This window comes from Paenibacillus sp. FSL P4-0176 (genome assembly GCF_037975265.1).
Classification (GTDB): Bacteria; Bacillota; Bacilli; order Paenibacillales; family Paenibacillaceae; genus Paenibacillus; species Paenibacillus amylolyticus.
In genome coordinates this window covers 4,151,616-4,166,712 of the sequence record NZ_CP150242.1, presented here as the reverse complement: position 1 = coordinate 4,166,712, position 15,097 = coordinate 4,151,616, and the positions used below count along the sequence as shown (strand labels likewise).

Genomic DNA, 15,097 nt, shown 5'->3' with positions numbered 1-15,097 from the left:
GATCTGAAATGGCATCGATAGATTTTTCTAAATTAAATATAAAGTTAAGTAGTCGTGAGCTTGCAGATGAAATGGTCAAATTTCTAACCAGCAAATTAGGACTTGAACATAGTCAACTTACTCTTGGTCATCTCGATATCTACGAAGGTTCAGTCTGGAAGAAAAAGTCTAACTCATTGGCGCTGCTTATCACAGATGATCTTGAAATGGTATCTTTATTTAAAGCTGCCAAGCAGATAGAAAGTTTATAAAAACAAGTTTGATTTGAAAGCGAGGCGATGGATCATTTTTCTCAGGAAGAAAAAACTCTTGAAGCAAATTGAGCAGATGCTTGAAGACTGCGAGTTTCATAAAGAGAAGGTGTACAAGCTTGACACCAATGAACATAAGCAAAAAAGAGAAGTCTTTCTAGCTAAACAAGCAGAATTGTTGGATCTTCAATATTGGATTAATCATGGTGAGAGTATTAGACCACTGTATGACAGAAAGCGTCACTTTGGATTGAGATAAGCAGTTAATAATTATAAGTAAAATAGTGGCTTTATTGAGATTTGGAGGCGAGAAAAATTAAAGCAGCTTTATTGATTTTAAAGTTTATATTTCTATGGTTAGTAATTGGATTCATTTACTATTATCTAGCTCAGTTTATATTTTTACTAAAGCCTTACACAGAAATCGGGAAGATAATAGGAGTAATTATCACTCAGTTGATGGCTCCAGCAAGTGCATTAATGGTGTTGCATATTCCATTTGTTAGATCTAAGGGAGGTAAGTAAATGTATCCTGAGTTGAGCTACCTAGATATTACAAACAAACTTGAAGTTCTACGAACAAAGCAGCGGAAAATTAATATTGAGATTGCCAATCTAGAAGAAATGAAGAGCCGTAAACTGTCTGATGAGTTTATTAACTGGAGTTTGTATCAAAGCAAAAAGAAAGATTTTTACGATCCTTATCCAACTGTTCGTTTCTAGAAAGGAGGCATACATATATGGATGAATTAATCGAAAAGATCTTCGAAGAGATTGAGATTTCACTTAACTATTACAAAGAATCAGATCCAGTGGAATACGAAGGTAAAATTCTTGGGCTACAAGAAGCATTGGATATTATTCACGATAAGTACGAAATTAGCAAACATACATAGAGGAGAAATGAGAAATGTTGATTATCGATTTGGAGAACGAAGAGAAGACATTTACTGAAGTAGACGAAGCAGTAGAATTTTGCGAGAAAGAGTTTGGATATAAGGGTTCTATGTGGGATGCAGTTAAACGTAAGTGCAATCTAAATCAACTTTGTGAACTACTTCGTGAAGATGAGATTTGTGCTTGGATTCATCCATAAAATATTAGGAGTGATTTAATCAATGAATAAGATTAGAACTATTTTAGGATTGTTCCTTGCTGTTGTATCAGTAATCGCAGCAGCGTATGTTGGAGTTTGGATTATGTTTGTTGGAGGTATTGTTCAAGGAATAGAAGGAATTAAAGCCAGTCCAGTTAACAGCTTAGATATTGCATTTGGAGTTTTGAGGATTGTATTTGCAGGATTTGTGGGTTATCTGGTTGTGGTAGTCGGGTTTATGCTAACGAAATTAGTTGAACCAACGAAGAAAAAAAGAAAAAGATCCTTGTGAAAGATATATTTCTTAGAGAAGAGGAGAATTAAAACATGAACGAAAACCCGGTAGATAGAAAAAATCAGACTATTCCTAGCAAACCGCCTAAAGAATTTAGAGCAGAATACAATGCTGTAAAGAACTACATACATAATGAATTAGGAATCACTAAAGATGATATTCTCCAAATCATAAAAGAAACCGTCCAAACAGAGATCAGCAAGATTAACAAGGTTGCTCATATTGAACGAACGATTGAAGATGTTGTTAAGCAAGAACTTTACGGTTCATTTAGAAGTGACCACTGGTCAAGAGATGCTTTCAAACAGCGAGTGTCTAAAGTTTTGACTGACAACTTGACTGATATTGTTGCAAGCCAACTATCTATCAGCGTTGAAGTTAACAAAGAAAGTTGATAAATGTGAGATTTCATACTAAAAGGAGAGAGTTAAATGTTTAATAACAACGGAACAGAGATCGCAATTGATTACATTACAGGTCGAATTGATATTCTTACAAAAGTAAACAAAGAGGTTCATAAAAGATTGGGATACAATGACCCAGAAGTTTCTGCAAAAATTCAAGAATTGGAAGATGTGAGATCGTTTTTATCAATGAATTTACTGTGAAAGGCGTATTTCAAAGGAAAGGAGGCTTAAAAATACTTGAGTAAAAAAGAATATACATATGATGATCCTCTAGAGCGTGGCTATAAAAAATTCGAGATTACTAAGAAACAGCATAATCATCTTTTCCCCAATAGGAAGAGAAAGTGGAATACAACATATGAGTACTTTTATAACGAGTACAGAGTAATACTGCACCAGTTTTCAAGTAAAAAAGCAATTATAATGACTACATTATTGTTTCCAGTCCTCATTCTATTTGCTGGGTTGTCTAACTTTAAAGAAGCAATTACTGAAATGAAGTGGCTCTACAATGAGAAAAAGTACGGTAAGTTTAGTAACGATTGGATTAGTAAGGAGCAGCATCGCAAGGGAGATAACGAGAAATATTTTGAAATAATTAGAGTTATTGAACAGGGTAAAAGAGGAAACTGGGGAGGTTCTAACAATAAAGACGAACATATTCGTACCACAGAAGATTAAAGTTGGATTTCAGAACAGAGATAATACATATACGAAAACATTGGCCTATGTGACATATTATGATGTAAAAGGAAAGGTTCGCAAAGAGACTTCATGGGAGAATTGGCGAGACAAAAAGATTGATCCTGTTGACCATGAGAATACTCCAACATCAGGCTTTGTATTGAATAAGAAAGTTGGAGATTATGTATCTGACTGGAACCATCGTCAAGCCTATGTACGGGTATATGATCCAAGAGGATTTGAGTTTGAGATTACAATTGAGAACCTTCTATACATACTGGAGAATGCCAACTCAATCAAAGGTAAGGGATTAGAAGGTGAGTTCATCTATGGATGGGATGGTAAAGACCTCGTGCTCTTACCTGTAGAATCCCCTGATTATAAAGAGATTAGTGCATTTAATACTATCTTACACGAGAAAAATTATATTAAGTCAAAAGATTTATCTATTGGAGGAACATATAAATCAAAAGACAACAAAGAGTGGATTTATATGGGAAGGTTTGATCTGAAAGACACTAAATCAGAGAGAGTTGAACAGGAAAAGAAGACAAACGATTACTGGAATAGAACGAGCTATAGTTATATTTACCACAATATAAATAAAGGCAAGTATTATTTTTTTGTACGAGAAGGTGAATATAGTTGGGATACTAAATCTCTGAAGCTACTTACAGTTAAATCACTGGGCGACAGATTTATTGAGTGTGTATCAAGTGAATGTATCCCCGAATATTCTGAGCATTTCGATTGGCTAGAAAGACAGACAGAATACTCTCATCGAGATGAATCTAGAGATGAGTGGGTAAGTTATTCCTTAGATGAATTTGTAGAGCGAGTAAATACAACTAAATTCACAGATAGTCGATGGGGGAGTAGGTTTGATATCTACAAAGCACCGGAAATTAGGGAAGAGCTTCGTTACGATGTAATGACTAATCAATTCTTTAAAGAAGGTAAATGGGATAAAGACAAAACTGATTATGAAAAACTATATGTAGGAAATGTATTAGATGTATTCAATCTATATGAGCCAGTTTACAAAAACGAATACTTAGAGAATGGTAAGATTTATAGGAGGGTTAAATAAAATGGCAAACTTAAACGATAGTAAGATTCTTGAATTGAAAAAACAGATTGAGGAAAAGAAAAAATCAGTAGGTAAATCTAAAAAGTTTACTCCTGTAACCAATTGTTCTATTGAATTGGATGGAGTTCGAATTAACATTCAAACGCTGAATAAAGATCAGATCATATCTTTGTTGGTTAAACTCAATTCATATGCAGCATCTGCAAAAGAATTAGATCTACTCGAACAGTATGTTATCAGTGGATATGGAGTTAGCGACTGGATTGAAGATCTAAAGTCTAAGCTTGACTTTATCAATAGTAAAGATGAAGAACAGAAACTTAGACTCATGGAGTCGAAGCTTGATAAGTTGCTGTCCGATGATAAAAAAGTTGAGTTGGAACTTAATGAGATTGCTGAGATGTTGAACAGATAAGGAGAGGTGTATATGGATATTGTTGAAGTACTAAGAAATAAGATTGATGTACTACAAGAGTATATTGATGACATTAATAAGGACATTGAAGAAGATTACAACCCTGAAGAATGGGCAGGTGGGAACTTCGATGATTGCTATGAGATGGGATGTAGTCATGGAAGGAGATTTGGACGAATGACTGCTTATCATGAGATTTTAGCTTTGCTTGAGTCAGAAAAACGTTGATACATAAGGGTTTTTAGAATTGAAAATGTATGTGAAAGTCAAATTTTATCAAAACAATTAAAGGAGAGTGCACATTGAAGGACAAAAGATATGCGGGAAGAGTTTATCTTGATAAAGCTATTAAACAAAAAGCAAAAGATGATATTGAAACAATCGCCTATTCATTAATTAGACCAGATCAAAGGTTTGACATTACTAAAGGTGAGTTTGATAAATATCCCTATTGCAAACATGACACAAAGAATTATTGTCCAATTGGCAAAAAGTATAAATATATGGGCTATCTGAAAGCAAAAGATCCAGAGAGTGGAGCTCCAAGTGGATACATGTTTTATGGGAACACGGAGACGGAGGTCTATCTAGAATTCATTAAACGGATTATTGACAATGGTTTATGTTATCCAGCATTGTAATTGATTAAAATGCACATTTGATAGGGAGGAGATGGAAAATATAGATAACAAATCTTTTCAACTTAAAATGAAGATCGGTGGATTAAAAGAAGTGATTGCCACTGAAGCCAAACTATTAGCTATTGATAAAAGCGATCTAGAAACGATTAAAAAGCTTGGAAAGAAATTGGATGAATCACAGGATGAATTAATTAGACATTTAAAGACTCTGTGAAATGTACCTTTCACAAAGAATTTGAACCATTAGAATATTAGAGGAGATGAGAATTATAGCTACATACGGACAGCAAGCATGGGGATCTGTAGATATCCATAATCAAGTTACTATCACAGCAAGCAACAATACATTTACATTTAGTGTGGACGGTAGTCCTTATACCATTACTATGCCGAACGGTACATACAATACTATCAGAGAAAAGCATGAATCAGAATTGGTTCAGGCGATTACAACAGCAGCTTCTTCCTTAAGCATTCCAGTCGTATTTAGGATGGGTGGTATGCACTATGATCAGAAGTACAATGTACTAATTATTGAACACACAGACAAAGTGAATGAGCACGTATTGGATAACTTTACCGGGAGCGCAAACGATACATTGTTTGGTATTATTAAATTCAACTTACCACCACGAGACTGATTTACAATTAAGAATAAAAATACATATTGACTTAATTAGTATATTGGATTAAACTGATAATACAAACAACAAAGAAGAGGTGTTGAAGATGAATAGAAATACTCGGCTTCAAAAGTCACTAGATACGTTATACAAAAGTTTGGAGGCTTTGAATATGGCTATTGATCGACAACATCTCGCTCAAAAGGCTGATGACATCGATCAGTCAGTAAAAGAATTCTTTGAAGTAAAGACTTTCTTGGCAATGCAAAAAATGAAAGAGAATAGTAAGGAGTGGAGAAGCAATTCAACTAAACGAAGCAACACTTAGTTTGTCTAGAGTGCTGATCGAATGTTTTAAAGATGACATTGGCACAGATAATGAACGCTTATTACATGAAGATACTTATGTTAGCAAGACAATGAAAAAGAAAATAGGAAGAAAGCAATTCGATGAGTTTGATAAGTATGGTGAAGAGGTGTGGAGTAATGCTTGGAATGAGTTTAGTCGAGTAGTATTCCACACCAGAGATAGTAAGTGACTACAATACATAGAAGGTGAAAAATGTATTCTAAATATGGATGGCGATTTGAGAAACATTGTTACGACAGAGGAACCTTTCTTATTGGCTTGAACTTTAACACCAATGATGAATGGGGCGATAATGAAAGAGAGTCATACGTCAATATCTATCTCGGCAAATACAGTTTCACTATTGGTAAATTCCATTACAGAGTTGATTGAGTTCTAGGACGATTAACTCAAGGAGGTGATGATAGTGCAGTATAATGTATATTTGCAACACGACTTTGGAGAGCAGTATGAAGATTTAGAATTTTGCGTGAATGTAGACGAGGGAGATTGTTATGAAATGGCAGGAGATAGTCCAGTTACAACTCATGTGATGAAACAGGTTGCAGTAGAGTATGCTATGGCAAGGTTCTTTAAACAAAATCATGTTTTCAATATTGGAGATAGAATCTCTGTTTTAGAGGTTGAAGAGATGTGCACATAACTAATACATATGATTGAGTGAAATAATTCTTTTACACAGACATACATAGACAGAGGAGATGTTTAGTTGCCCCGATTAGTAAACAAACCGAATAACAGACAACTAGCTTTTGATGAGAATAGAATTAATACATATGCAGACAGAGTAATGAGTGGATTTGACTTAGACAAGGAAAAGTTGATCAAAGGTGTTAATAGTAAATTGAGACGTGACGAGGTAACAGCAGAAGAGATCAGTGAAGCATTCTCGATGACAGCTTTAGACTTGATCACAAAAGAAGAACCAGATTGGAAATTTGTTGCGGCAAGAGGACTTCTGACAAAGCTTTATAAAAAGACTGCGAACAATCGAAAATATAAAGCATATGTTGATGAGGCATACGGTTCATTTTATCCTCTAATCCAAACTTTAGTTGAAAAAGGAATCTTTAGAGAAGAGCTTCTCACCTGCTATACAAAGGAACAGGTAGAGGAGCTAGGAGAGTACATTAACCCAGAGCATGATCTGCTGTTCGATTATATTGGATTGCTTACCCTAACAGAACGCTATCTGGCGCATGACTTTGATGGAAAGTTAATGGAGTTACCTCAAGAGCGTTATATGGTTATTGCGATGTATCTAATGCATCAAGAACCTGAAGATAAGCGTATGGATCTAGTCAAAGAATCCTACTGGGCAATGAGTAACCTGTACATGACTGCTGCTACACCAACAATGTCTAATGCTGGTAAAAAAGTTGCTGGTCAATTATCTAGTTGCTTCATTGACACTGTGGATGACTCACTGGAAGGCATTTTTGATTCAAATACTGATGTAGCACGACTAAGTAAAACAGGTGGAGGAATTGGAGTCTATCTTGGTAAAGTTAGAGCAAGGGGCTCTGATATTCGAGGACACAAGAATACGAGTTCGGGTGTAGTGCCTTGGATTCGCCAACTAAACAATACAGCGGTCAGCGTAGACCAGCTTGGTACACGCAAAGGTGCGATTGCGGTGTATTTGGATGTATTCCATCGTGATATTCTAGCCTTTCTTGATCTGAAACTCAACAATGGTGATGAACGAATGAGAGCGCACGATATCTTCCACGGTATCTGTCTGCCTGACTTGTTCATGGAAAGAGTTAAAAGTCGAGGAGAATGGAGTTTGTTCTGTCCACACGAAGTAAAGTCTATTATGGGATGGAAAGATAGTAATGGACGACCACTTGGATTGGAAGACTTCTATGACGAGGAATTGGGCAAAGGAACCTTCAGAGAAAAATATGAAGAAGCAGTAAACCATCCTCTACTACAGAGGATCACTGTTCAGGCAATTGATATTATGAAGCGTGTGATGAAATCTCAATTAGAGACTGGAACACCGTATATGTTCTATCGTGATACAGTGAATCGTGCTAACACTAACGGTGCACATGGAATGGTATTTTCCTCAAATCTTTGTACAGAGATTATGCAAAACCAATCTCCTACTGTAGTTGAAAAAGAAGAATTGGTAACTAAAGACGGTCAAACGCGTATCATTATCTCTAAAATTCCCGGCGACTTTGTAGTATGCAATCTCAACTCCATTAACTTGTCTACAGCAGTACCAGATAATGTTCTTGAGCGACTTGTCCCAATTCAAACTCGAATGTTGGATAATGTGATTGACATTAACAATATTGATGTACTGCAAGCCCAATACACGAATGCACAGTATAGAGCTGTTGGATTAGGAACGTTTGGACTTCACCACCTGCTTGCTCTCGAAGGCATTCATTGGGAGTCTGAAGAAGCTGTAACGTATAACGATAATCTGTATGAAAAAATTAACTATCTACTTGTTAAAGCAAGTATGGATCTGTCCAAAGAAAAAGGACATTATCCTAAATTTAAAGGCTCTGACTGGGACACAGGAGAATATTTTGTTAAAAGAGATTATGTTTCAGGTGAACGAGAAGGAAAATACATAACCACCGAACAGTGGAAAGAGTTGCAAGCTGAAGTACAACAAAACGGTGTCCGCAATGCTTGGATGTTTGCTATTGCCCCAAATGGATCTACATCAATTATTGCTGGTTCAACCGCATCGATTGATCCACTATATGAATTAATTTCATATGAAGAAAAGACCACATATAAGATCGCAAATCCAGCTCCTGATTTGTCCGAAAAAACAAGCCCTTATTACCAAACGGCGTTCATGGTGGATCAACATGCTTCCGTTAATATGGCGGCTGCTCGTCAGCGGCACGTTGATCAGGGGCAAAGTTTTAACTTTTATGTTCGACCAGAAATCAAAGCAACTGACTTCTTAGCACTTCATCTTCATGCATGGAGAGCTGGTATGAAAACTACCTACTATGTTAGAAGTAGAGCTTTAACAGTTTAAGGCCACGAGTCATGCGCTAGTTAAATATAAGGAGAATACGTAATTGAAAATTCAGAAAATCTTCAACACAGAAGCACCAAACAAATCTACACGTATTATCGAGGGGGAAAATTCGGGCATCCTTAACTGGAACGATATCCGAATGCCTCACATGTATAAACTATACAAAGTTTTGTTACTTAATCATTGGATTGCAGATGAAATTCCTATGTCTAAAGACGCTTCACAGTTTGCTCAACTTAGTAAAGTGGAACAGGATACATTCAAGATTAACATATCGCTACTGGCAGTATTGGATTCAATGCAAACAATGTTTGTTGGTGACGTAAAACGTTACTTTACGGATTCATCGTTGGAAGCAATCTCTGCAATCATTGGACAGCAAGAAGTAGTACATAATCAGTCTTATTCTTATGTACTTTCTTCGATTGTATCTGATCAAGAACAGAAAGAAATCTTTGAGTATTGGAAACATGATCCCGTATTACTTGAGCGAAACCAATTCATTTCAGATATTTATCAGGAGTTCCGTGACAACCCCAATCCACAAACGTTCTTTAAGTCAATGGTTGCTGATTTGATTCTAGAAGGTATCTTTTTCTATACAACGTTTGCATTTTTCTATAATCTAGCTCGTGACCAAAAAATGATGGCAACATCTCAAATGATATCCTATATTATGCGAGATGAGAATCAACACTGCTACTTTTTCGCAGAGGTATTCAAACAGTTACTGATCGACTTTCCTGAGCTTAACACACCAGACAATATTGAATATATCTATAAAACAATTGATAAAGCTGTCCAGCTAGAGACTAATTGGGGGTACTACACTCTCAAGGAGATTGAAAGTATTGATCTAAATGAACTAAGTGACTACATCAAATACACTGCAAATAAAAGACTTACCTTGATGGGCATGGAAAAAGCATACGAAGGTGTAGATGTAAACTGCATGCCTTGGATTAAGCCGTTTTCAGATGAAGCTTTGAACTCAACAAAAACCGATTTCTTCGAGGCTAAGTCTCGCAACTATGGTAAAGTTGGCGATGATAATGGTTTTGATGATTTGTAAAAGGGAGATAGATTCATAGATATGACAAACTCAATTAATAATAAAACTGATTTTATGAAGGTACGAGAGTTTCAAAAAGCATTTAACTGTTCAGCACCAGAAAAACCTACAGCATTAGATGATAAGTTGGTTGCAAATAGAGCCAATTTTATTATGGAAGAAGTAGTTGAGCTACTATATGCATCATCTGATGGCGACAAAACAAGGTTTAATGAATTTGTACACAACCTTATTAATTCAATTTACGATACATACGATAAGCAACTAACCAAACCATTTCCTGAAGATCGTCTGATTGGACAGGTTGATGCGCTAATTGACATTAAGTACTTTGCTGAAGGTGGACTTGTTGAGGCATCAGTTATCCCTGATGAGATTTTCGATATTGTCCATAGTGCAAACTTATCCAAAATCTTTCCAGATGGAAAGCCGCATTATAACGAAGTTGGTAAAGTAATTAAACCCGATGGATGGGAAGCGCCAGAACCAAAGATTGAGAAGGAAATCAAGCGCCAGATTGATTTGGGAACATTACGATTTAACTAATACATATGGGCGGTGGTTAATCCACTGCCTTTTCATTTGAACATTAAGAGAAAAACCAAAAAGACATAAGAAACTAAAAGGAGAATGCACAAAATGATGAGATATACGTATTTATATGAGGTTGTATCAACAGGCGAAAAATCCGAGTTTAGTCAAATGGCAACAAGCAAGGAAGAGGCTGCTGCACTGATCGTTGCACGTATAGCCGATCTGGAGTTTACAGATGAGTCTGATATCAAGCTGGGCAAAGTTATCGCCATCAGCAAGAAAGTCGGTGACAATTATATTGCTTGCGAAGGGTGTGCATCTTAAGTGAAAAACTATCTCGATTTATTGCAGGATATTCTGAACAACGGCGTGCATAAAGGAGACCGTACAGGAACAGGAACACAATCTGTATTTGGCAGACAACTCCGTTATGATCTCTCCAAAGGATTTCCGCTGGTAACAACCAAACGAATTCATCTCAAATCGGTTATTCATGAACTGTTATGGTTTTTGAGTGGCGATACCAATATATCTTATTTGAAAGAAAACGGTGTGAAAATCTGGGACGACTGGGCGGACGAAAATGGTGATTTGGGGCCAGTATATGGATCACAATGGCGCACATGGGAAGCACCAAACGGAGAAAAAATTGATCAGATCGCCGCAGTGATTGATTCGATCAAAAATAATCCGGATTCACGTCGTCACCTTGTCAGCGCATGGAATGTGGCTGAGATTAATAATATGAAGCTTCCACCTTGTCATTTTGCGTTTCAGTTTTACGTTGCAGAGGGTAAATTATCATGTATGCTTACGATGCGTTCCGTGGATACGTTCCTCGGGTTGCCGTTTAACATCGCGAGTTATGCGCTCTTAACTCATATGATCGCTCAGCAATGTAATCTTGAGGTGGGTGACTTCATTTGGTCTGGAGGGGATGTTCACATCTACTCTAACCATGTTGATCAGGTTAAAACTCAGCTGGAGCGTGAACCTTATGCTTTACCTAAGCTGGCAATCAAGCGTAAGCCGGATTCTATTTTTGATTATAAGTTTGAAGATTTTGAGTTTGAGAACTATCAGCATCATCCGGGCATTAAAGCTCCAATTGCAGTATGAGTAAACTTTCGATAATCGTTGCAACCGATAAGAATGGTCTGATTGGGAATGATGGTAAGTTACCTTGGCTTATACCTTGGGATTTGAAGTACTTCAAAGATATGACAGTTGGTAAAAATGTAATCATGGGAAGAAAGACTTATGAATCAATAGGTAAGGCGCTTCCTAGACGGACAAATATCATTTTGACCACCAAAGAGAATTATCAAGCTGAAGATTGTATTGTTGTTAATAATATTGACGAAGTGATTAAGATAGCAAATGAATCAATTGTAGACTCATTCGTTATAGGCGGCTCCTCAATCTACGAACAGTTTATTGCTCGTGTTGAAGATATGTACATAAATGAGATTCAATCTGAATTTGAGGGGGACGCATATTTCCCAACTTATGATGAGAATGAATGGAATGTTACTGGAGAGCGACTAATTGAAACTAATGAAGGCGAAAGATGTTACAAAATAAAAGTTAAATATATTCGAAATATTAAGAATAAATATATGTACAAACAATATAATATGTGATAAGATGAGTACAGGTTAAAGAACCTGTACTTTTTCTTATTTAAGGAGATGTGATATGAGAGGAGAATTGATCAGTATAAATGAAAGTATTACTGCTACTGCCAACAGTGTTGCTAGTTGTAATTATCAGAAATCACAAACATTGGGTCACGCATGAGAAAATTAAAGAAATTGTTACGTTGAATTTTTGGAGACACGTTTTCTATGCTACAGCAATATCGTTTATGGGATTTAACATTATAACGTCTTTGACAAGTTCAAACGATACTGCAACAATCATTAGTTTGCCAATTGTTTATGTCTACAGTATATTGTTTAGTCCTTTAATTGAGGAGCTAATATGTAGAAAATTTATGTTTGGATGGTTAGATAAAAGATTTGGATTTATTATTGCAGCTCTAGCTAGCTCAATGATTTTTGCAATTCCTCACTTTAATTTCTCATTAGTTTTAGGGTATATTTGGCTAGGACTTGTATGGTCGTGGCATTACAAGAAAAGTGAAAATATTTTAGTAACAATAGTGAGTCATTCAATTTATAACTACATAACAATCTTATTGATGTCGATGGGAGGATAGTAAATACATATGATCAACAAATTGATTCAATATTTGTTTTGGAGTAAAGCGTTTGAGGGAATCAGAGAAGCGCACAAGAAAATGTGCTATGAGTTAGGCAGATATGATGAAGAACGAGAGCACTGTTATACATACATAGATGAAAAATATCAAAAATAAAATTGAAGAGGTAAAATACATATGAAAATTAAAAATAAAGTAGTTGAGAAGTATGCAGAACTTTGTCCTTTGAGCTACATGAAGTGTGATTCATTCAGTGAAGTCGAGTACAAAATCGAAAGAAGTATTGTTTTAGGACAAACGACCAAGAGAACTGAAAAAGAGAGACACGTTCAGTACTATCACAACTGTTTCATCCTTGAAGGCAATGTTGTGGTAGACATGTACAAGGACTTGAGTAAATGTGTTGATGTAAGGAAATCGGTTAAAAATGCTTATGATTGGAAAGCTGGAAAAGCAATCGTTTAAATGAAAGCCGTCTTTCATCAAGAAATACATTGCATATAACAATAGATAAACGATACTTAAGGAGATGATCCAAATGGAATACCCTAAAACTATTGAACTGTCTACTCATGGCTTCGAAAGAATGCAGGAAAGATTCCCTGAATACAGCAAAAACAAAAAGATGGCTACGGATTATGTCAGATCACTATTGAAAAGTTCTGAATACATTGGAATTGTACCAGATCAATTTGGAGTTGATTCTCACATGTATGTCTTTAATCATACAGTTGCTATCCATATTGGATTAGATCCTGTGAAAATTACTACGGTGTATCCAATCGAAAGAGATATTGAAAAAGAACATAAGAAGATTACGTTTCGAGACAGAGTGGAAGAGTTATACAAAAAAGAATTCAGAAAAATACATAGAACAGAACTAGCAAAACGCAAGAAAATAAAATATTCCAAAGCTAAAAATGAAGCTGAGATCGCTGCACTTAAATACAAGCAACTCATTACACGCTCTGAGAATGTAAAAGAGATGTGTGCAAAAAGAATTAAAGAATTACAAAATGAGATCCTTCATGAAGAGAATATCATCAAGGATGTTCAAGTATTAAAGAGAAGTGTAGCCTATGCCATTGCAACAGGAAATTACTAGAGGTGGAAGTATGAATTTACTACAAGCAGCTCAGTATAGCGCACATGGATTCACGGTGATTTCAAACTCTGGTAAGAGATATTCTTCAGACATGTTAAATGTGAAATGGAGCGGATTACACTATGCCTCAATGAGTAATTGTGGAATGACTGAATCTGAACGTAAGGGTGAATGGGAAGCCGTGATTAGTTTGAAATCGAAGGAGAAGAAGATCTAAATTTATCAAAAAAACAAAGGAGATGATACATATGAATAATTTTGCAATTGCTAGGGATTTTGAAGAAGGTAGAACAGAATTTCTACGAGAGGAATATGGGCCAGATTGTTACACAGATGATATCGGGTGTGCAATCATTTATGACGAACGCGGTGCAATTCGGGAACTGATTGATGATGAGTATGCAATCAAGTTGAAATATGACGTTGACGGTGGGATTGAAGGATACGAGCGAGTAGAGCTATAAATCAATAATAAGTATTACTAAGGAGGAATGTACAAATGATGTTATTTTGGGTAAACCCATTCGAAGATATGTTCAACATTAAGTCATATACCAAGTGGTATCACTATTTTTGGGCTATGCCGTTAATGTGCCTTTTGTTAATCGGAGCTTATGTATCAAATACACTGTGCCGAGTGACTGAAAGTTTAAAGAGAAAGTTCAAACGAAAATAGATTAGGGAGGATATAACACATGCCAAGACTGATTGATGCTGACAAGCTATTGAAATGGATAGAAGAGTCTCCGGAAGCTGCTGGATTTTGGCGTGAGGGTGGTCCAGATATTGATGAACATGATGCATATGACAATCTGATGGATGCAATCAACATGGGCGTATTCAAACCAGATCAACCGAGGGAGGATACATAAATGACACAAACATTGACCCGGGAACAAGTATTGGTGATGGAGCCAGTGGAAATCGACCGCTATATTCATTCAAATTTGTTTGATGGTGAAGATTTAACAGAATTTAAGTACAAACATGTAACTTATACAATACCCAACAGACGCGTGTTTGTTAAAGAGACTGATTCAAGTACGGTATGGAGAGAATGTCTAGCTTATTCCTTAGAGATTTCATCTGCGTGGGAAGTTGAAAAGAAGATTAAGGAACTGAGGTTACAGGCTAAATATTGCATAGCATTAAAGCAGGTCGTGATTGGCACAGGTGAGTACGTTGGAATGTTTGATTATATCCACGCAACACCAGAACAACGTTGCAAAGCCGCGCTATTGGCTGTACAGGACATTTAGGAGGATGTTAAA

The 15,097-nt window shown here is 36.1% G+C and carries 30 protein-coding genes; all 30 read left to right on the top strand.

Annotated elements, in window-relative coordinates; all coding sequences use genetic code 11:
* Positions 1–8: 8 nt before the first annotated feature.
* The 30 genes from MKY95_RS18860 to MKY95_RS18715 all read left to right on the top strand — a co-directional run bounded on the left by MKY95_RS18860 (position 9) and on the right by MKY95_RS18715 (position 15,085).
* Positions 9–251: a hypothetical protein gene (locus MKY95_RS18860; RefSeq protein WP_339193822.1), complete on the top strand. Its 243-nt coding sequence runs from the start codon at positions 9–11 to the stop codon at positions 249–251.
* 58 nt (positions 252–309) lie between these two features.
* Positions 310–510, top strand: coding sequence for a hypothetical protein (locus tag MKY95_RS18855; protein ID WP_339193821.1), 201 nt, complete (start codon positions 310–312; stop codon positions 508–510).
* Between the two features lie 266 nt (positions 511–776).
* Positions 777–974: a hypothetical protein gene (locus tag MKY95_RS18850; RefSeq protein WP_339193819.1), complete on the top strand. Its 198-nt coding sequence runs from the start codon at positions 777–779 to the stop codon at positions 972–974.
* A gap of 17 nt (positions 975–991) precedes the next feature.
* Complete coding sequence (locus tag MKY95_RS18845) at positions 992–1,147, top strand: hypothetical protein (protein WP_339193818.1); 156 nt, start codon at positions 992–994, stop codon at positions 1,145–1,147.
* Positions 1,148–1,161: 14 nt separating this feature from the next.
* The gene (locus tag MKY95_RS18840) at positions 1,162–1,347 is read left to right on the top strand and encodes a hypothetical protein (protein ID WP_339193816.1); all 186 of its coding nucleotides are present in this window, start codon (positions 1,162–1,164) and stop codon (positions 1,345–1,347) included.
* A 22-nt stretch (positions 1,348–1,369) separates the two neighbouring features.
* A complete protein-coding gene (locus MKY95_RS18835; protein ID WP_339193815.1) occupies positions 1,370–1,639 on the top strand; it encodes a hypothetical protein in 270 nt (89 codons plus the stop codon).
* 35 nt (positions 1,640–1,674) lie between these two features.
* Positions 1,675–2,037, top strand: coding sequence for a hypothetical protein (locus MKY95_RS18830; RefSeq protein ID WP_339193813.1), 363 nt, complete (start codon positions 1,675–1,677; stop codon positions 2,035–2,037).
* Positions 2,038–2,073: 36 nt separating this feature from the next.
* Positions 2,074–2,250 carry a hypothetical protein gene (locus tag MKY95_RS18825; RefSeq protein WP_339193811.1) on the top strand — a complete coding sequence of 59 codons (177 nt, stop codon included), beginning with the start codon at positions 2,074–2,076 and terminating at the stop codon, positions 2,248–2,250.
* Positions 2,251–2,286: 36 nt separating this feature from the next.
* The gene (locus tag MKY95_RS18820) at positions 2,287–2,730 is read left to right on the top strand and encodes a hypothetical protein (protein WP_339193810.1); all 444 of its coding nucleotides are present in this window, start codon (positions 2,287–2,289) and stop codon (positions 2,728–2,730) included.
* 49 nt (positions 2,731–2,779) lie between these two features.
* Complete coding sequence (locus tag MKY95_RS18815) at positions 2,780–3,823, top strand: hypothetical protein (RefSeq protein ID WP_339193808.1); 1,044 nt, start codon at positions 2,780–2,782, stop codon at positions 3,821–3,823.
* 1 nt (position 3,824) lies between these two features.
* Positions 3,825–4,238 (top strand): hypothetical protein, encoded by a 414-nt coding sequence (locus MKY95_RS18810; protein WP_339193806.1) that lies wholly within the window; start codon positions 3,825–3,827, stop codon positions 4,236–4,238.
* 12 nt (positions 4,239–4,250) lie between these two features.
* Entirely contained in the window at positions 4,251–4,466 is a 216-nt protein-coding gene (locus MKY95_RS18805; RefSeq protein ID WP_339193805.1) for a hypothetical protein, read from the top strand.
* 74 nt (positions 4,467–4,540) lie between these two features.
* Positions 4,541–4,879 carry a hypothetical protein gene (locus tag MKY95_RS18800; RefSeq protein WP_339193803.1) on the top strand — a complete coding sequence of 113 codons (339 nt, stop codon included), beginning with the start codon at positions 4,541–4,543 and terminating at the stop codon, positions 4,877–4,879.
* 31 nt (positions 4,880–4,910) lie between these two features.
* Positions 4,911–5,093, top strand: coding sequence for a hypothetical protein (locus tag MKY95_RS18795; RefSeq protein ID WP_339193801.1), 183 nt, complete (start codon positions 4,911–4,913; stop codon positions 5,091–5,093).
* A 46-nt stretch (positions 5,094–5,139) separates the two neighbouring features.
* Positions 5,140–5,520 (top strand): hypothetical protein, encoded by a 381-nt coding sequence (locus MKY95_RS18790; protein ID WP_339193799.1) that lies wholly within the window; start codon positions 5,140–5,142, stop codon positions 5,518–5,520.
* A gap of 154 nt (positions 5,521–5,674) precedes the next feature.
* The gene (locus MKY95_RS18785) at positions 5,675–5,830 is read left to right on the top strand and encodes a hypothetical protein (RefSeq protein WP_179198359.1); all 156 of its coding nucleotides are present in this window, start codon (positions 5,675–5,677) and stop codon (positions 5,828–5,830) included.
* 1 nt (position 5,831) lies between these two features.
* Positions 5,832–6,041, top strand: coding sequence for a hypothetical protein (locus MKY95_RS18780; protein WP_091011801.1), 210 nt, complete (start codon positions 5,832–5,834; stop codon positions 6,039–6,041).
* 237 nt (positions 6,042–6,278) lie between these two features.
* Positions 6,279–6,515, top strand: coding sequence for a hypothetical protein (locus MKY95_RS18775; RefSeq protein ID WP_339193793.1), 237 nt, complete (start codon positions 6,279–6,281; stop codon positions 6,513–6,515).
* A 66-nt stretch (positions 6,516–6,581) separates the two neighbouring features.
* Positions 6,582–8,888 (top strand): ribonucleoside-diphosphate reductase subunit alpha, encoded by a 2,307-nt coding sequence (locus MKY95_RS18770; protein ID WP_339193791.1) that lies wholly within the window; start codon positions 6,582–6,584, stop codon positions 8,886–8,888.
* Between the two features lie 43 nt (positions 8,889–8,931).
* Positions 8,932–9,963 (top strand): ribonucleotide-diphosphate reductase subunit beta, encoded by a 1,032-nt coding sequence (locus MKY95_RS18765; RefSeq protein WP_339193790.1) that lies wholly within the window; start codon positions 8,932–8,934, stop codon positions 9,961–9,963.
* A gap of 21 nt (positions 9,964–9,984) precedes the next feature.
* Complete coding sequence (locus MKY95_RS18760; protein ID WP_339193788.1) at positions 9,985–10,509, top strand: HAD family hydrolase; 525 nt, start codon at positions 9,985–9,987, stop codon at positions 10,507–10,509.
* A gap of 93 nt (positions 10,510–10,602) precedes the next feature.
* A complete protein-coding gene (locus tag MKY95_RS18755; RefSeq protein ID WP_339193786.1) occupies positions 10,603–10,821 on the top strand; it encodes a hypothetical protein in 219 nt (72 codons plus the stop codon).
* Positions 10,822–11,616 carry a thymidylate synthase gene (thyA, locus tag MKY95_RS18750; RefSeq protein WP_339193785.1) on the top strand — a complete coding sequence of 265 codons (795 nt, stop codon included), beginning with the start codon at positions 10,822–10,824 and terminating at the stop codon, positions 11,614–11,616.
* Entirely contained in the window at positions 11,613–12,140 is a 528-nt protein-coding gene (locus tag MKY95_RS18745) for a dihydrofolate reductase (protein ID WP_339193783.1), read from the top strand. The genes thyA and MKY95_RS18745 overlap by 4 nt, the downstream gene beginning before the upstream one ends.
* Positions 12,141–12,220: 80 nt before the next feature.
* Complete coding sequence (locus MKY95_RS18740) at positions 12,221–12,718, top strand: CPBP family intramembrane glutamic endopeptidase (protein ID WP_339193781.1); 498 nt, start codon at positions 12,221–12,223, stop codon at positions 12,716–12,718.
* 180 nt (positions 12,719–12,898) lie between these two features.
* Positions 12,899–13,186, top strand: coding sequence for a hypothetical protein (locus MKY95_RS18735; protein WP_339193779.1), 288 nt, complete (start codon positions 12,899–12,901; stop codon positions 13,184–13,186).
* 73 nt (positions 13,187–13,259) lie between these two features.
* On the top strand, positions 13,260–13,826 hold the full coding sequence (locus MKY95_RS18730; protein WP_339193777.1) for a hypothetical protein: 567 nt from the start codon (positions 13,260–13,262) through the stop codon (positions 13,824–13,826).
* 248 nt (positions 13,827–14,074) lie between these two features.
* Positions 14,075–14,290 (top strand): hypothetical protein, encoded by a 216-nt coding sequence (locus tag MKY95_RS18725; protein WP_339193775.1) that lies wholly within the window; start codon positions 14,075–14,077, stop codon positions 14,288–14,290.
* Between the two features lie 231 nt (positions 14,291–14,521).
* Complete coding sequence (locus tag MKY95_RS18720) at positions 14,522–14,698, top strand: hypothetical protein (protein ID WP_339193774.1); 177 nt, start codon at positions 14,522–14,524, stop codon at positions 14,696–14,698.
* A complete protein-coding gene (locus MKY95_RS18715) occupies positions 14,699–15,085 on the top strand; it encodes a hypothetical protein (RefSeq protein ID WP_339193772.1) in 387 nt (128 codons plus the stop codon).
* Positions 15,086–15,097 lie beyond the last annotated feature (12 nt).

What these genes read in the sequence shown, in the direction of transcription:
- MKY95_RS18725 (WP_339193775.1), top strand. Translation starts at nt 14,075, where the DNA reads ATGAATAATTTTGCAATTGCTAGGGATTTTGAAGAAGGTAGAACAGAA.
- MKY95_RS18745 (WP_339193783.1), top strand. Translation starts at nt 11,613, where the DNA reads ATGAGTAAACTTTCGATAATCGTTGCAACCGATAAGAATGGTCTGATT.
- MKY95_RS18735 (WP_339193779.1), top strand. Translation starts at nt 12,899, where the DNA reads ATGAAAATTAAAAATAAAGTAGTTGAGAAGTATGCAGAACTTTGTCCT.
- MKY95_RS18825 (WP_339193811.1), top strand. Translation starts at nt 2,074, where the DNA reads ATGTTTAATAACAACGGAACAGAGATCGCAATTGATTACATTACAGGT.
- MKY95_RS18730 (WP_339193777.1), top strand. Translation starts at nt 13,260, where the DNA reads ATGGAATACCCTAAAACTATTGAACTGTCTACTCATGGCTTCGAAAGA.
- MKY95_RS18845 (WP_339193818.1), top strand. Translation starts at nt 992, where the DNA reads ATGGATGAATTAATCGAAAAGATCTTCGAAGAGATTGAGATTTCACTT.
- MKY95_RS18860 (WP_339193822.1), top strand. Translation starts at nt 9, where the DNA reads ATGGCATCGATAGATTTTTCTAAATTAAATATAAAGTTAAGTAGTCGT.
- MKY95_RS18740 (WP_339193781.1), top strand. Translation starts at nt 12,221, where the DNA reads ATGAAAGTATTACTGCTACTGCCAACAGTGTTGCTAGTTGTAATTATC.
- MKY95_RS18795 (WP_339193801.1), top strand. Translation starts at nt 4,911, where the DNA reads ATGGAAAATATAGATAACAAATCTTTTCAACTTAAAATGAAGATCGGT.
- MKY95_RS18760 (WP_339193788.1), top strand. Translation starts at nt 9,985, where the DNA reads ATGACAAACTCAATTAATAATAAAACTGATTTTATGAAGGTACGAGAG.
- MKY95_RS18785 (WP_179198359.1), top strand. Translation starts at nt 5,675, where the DNA reads ATGGCTATTGATCGACAACATCTCGCTCAAAAGGCTGATGACATCGAT.
- MKY95_RS18720 (WP_339193774.1), top strand. Translation starts at nt 14,522, where the DNA reads ATGCCAAGACTGATTGATGCTGACAAGCTATTGAAATGGATAGAAGAG.
- MKY95_RS18850 (WP_339193819.1), top strand. Translation starts at nt 777, where the DNA reads ATGTATCCTGAGTTGAGCTACCTAGATATTACAAACAAACTTGAAGTT.
- MKY95_RS18805 (WP_339193805.1), top strand. Translation starts at nt 4,251, where the DNA reads ATGGATATTGTTGAAGTACTAAGAAATAAGATTGATGTACTACAAGAG.
- MKY95_RS18790 (WP_339193799.1), top strand. Translation starts at nt 5,140, where the DNA reads ATGAGAATTATAGCTACATACGGACAGCAAGCATGGGGATCTGTAGAT.
- MKY95_RS18715 (WP_339193772.1), top strand. Translation starts at nt 14,699, where the DNA reads ATGACACAAACATTGACCCGGGAACAAGTATTGGTGATGGAGCCAGTG.
- MKY95_RS18830 (WP_339193813.1), top strand. Translation starts at nt 1,675, where the DNA reads ATGAACGAAAACCCGGTAGATAGAAAAAATCAGACTATTCCTAGCAAA.
- MKY95_RS18810 (WP_339193806.1), top strand. Translation starts at nt 3,825, where the DNA reads ATGGCAAACTTAAACGATAGTAAGATTCTTGAATTGAAAAAACAGATT.
- MKY95_RS18755 (WP_339193786.1), top strand. Translation starts at nt 10,603, where the DNA reads ATGATGAGATATACGTATTTATATGAGGTTGTATCAACAGGCGAAAAA.
- MKY95_RS18840 (WP_339193816.1), top strand. Translation starts at nt 1,162, where the DNA reads ATGTTGATTATCGATTTGGAGAACGAAGAGAAGACATTTACTGAAGTA.
- MKY95_RS18835 (WP_339193815.1), top strand. Translation starts at nt 1,370, where the DNA reads ATGAATAAGATTAGAACTATTTTAGGATTGTTCCTTGCTGTTGTATCA.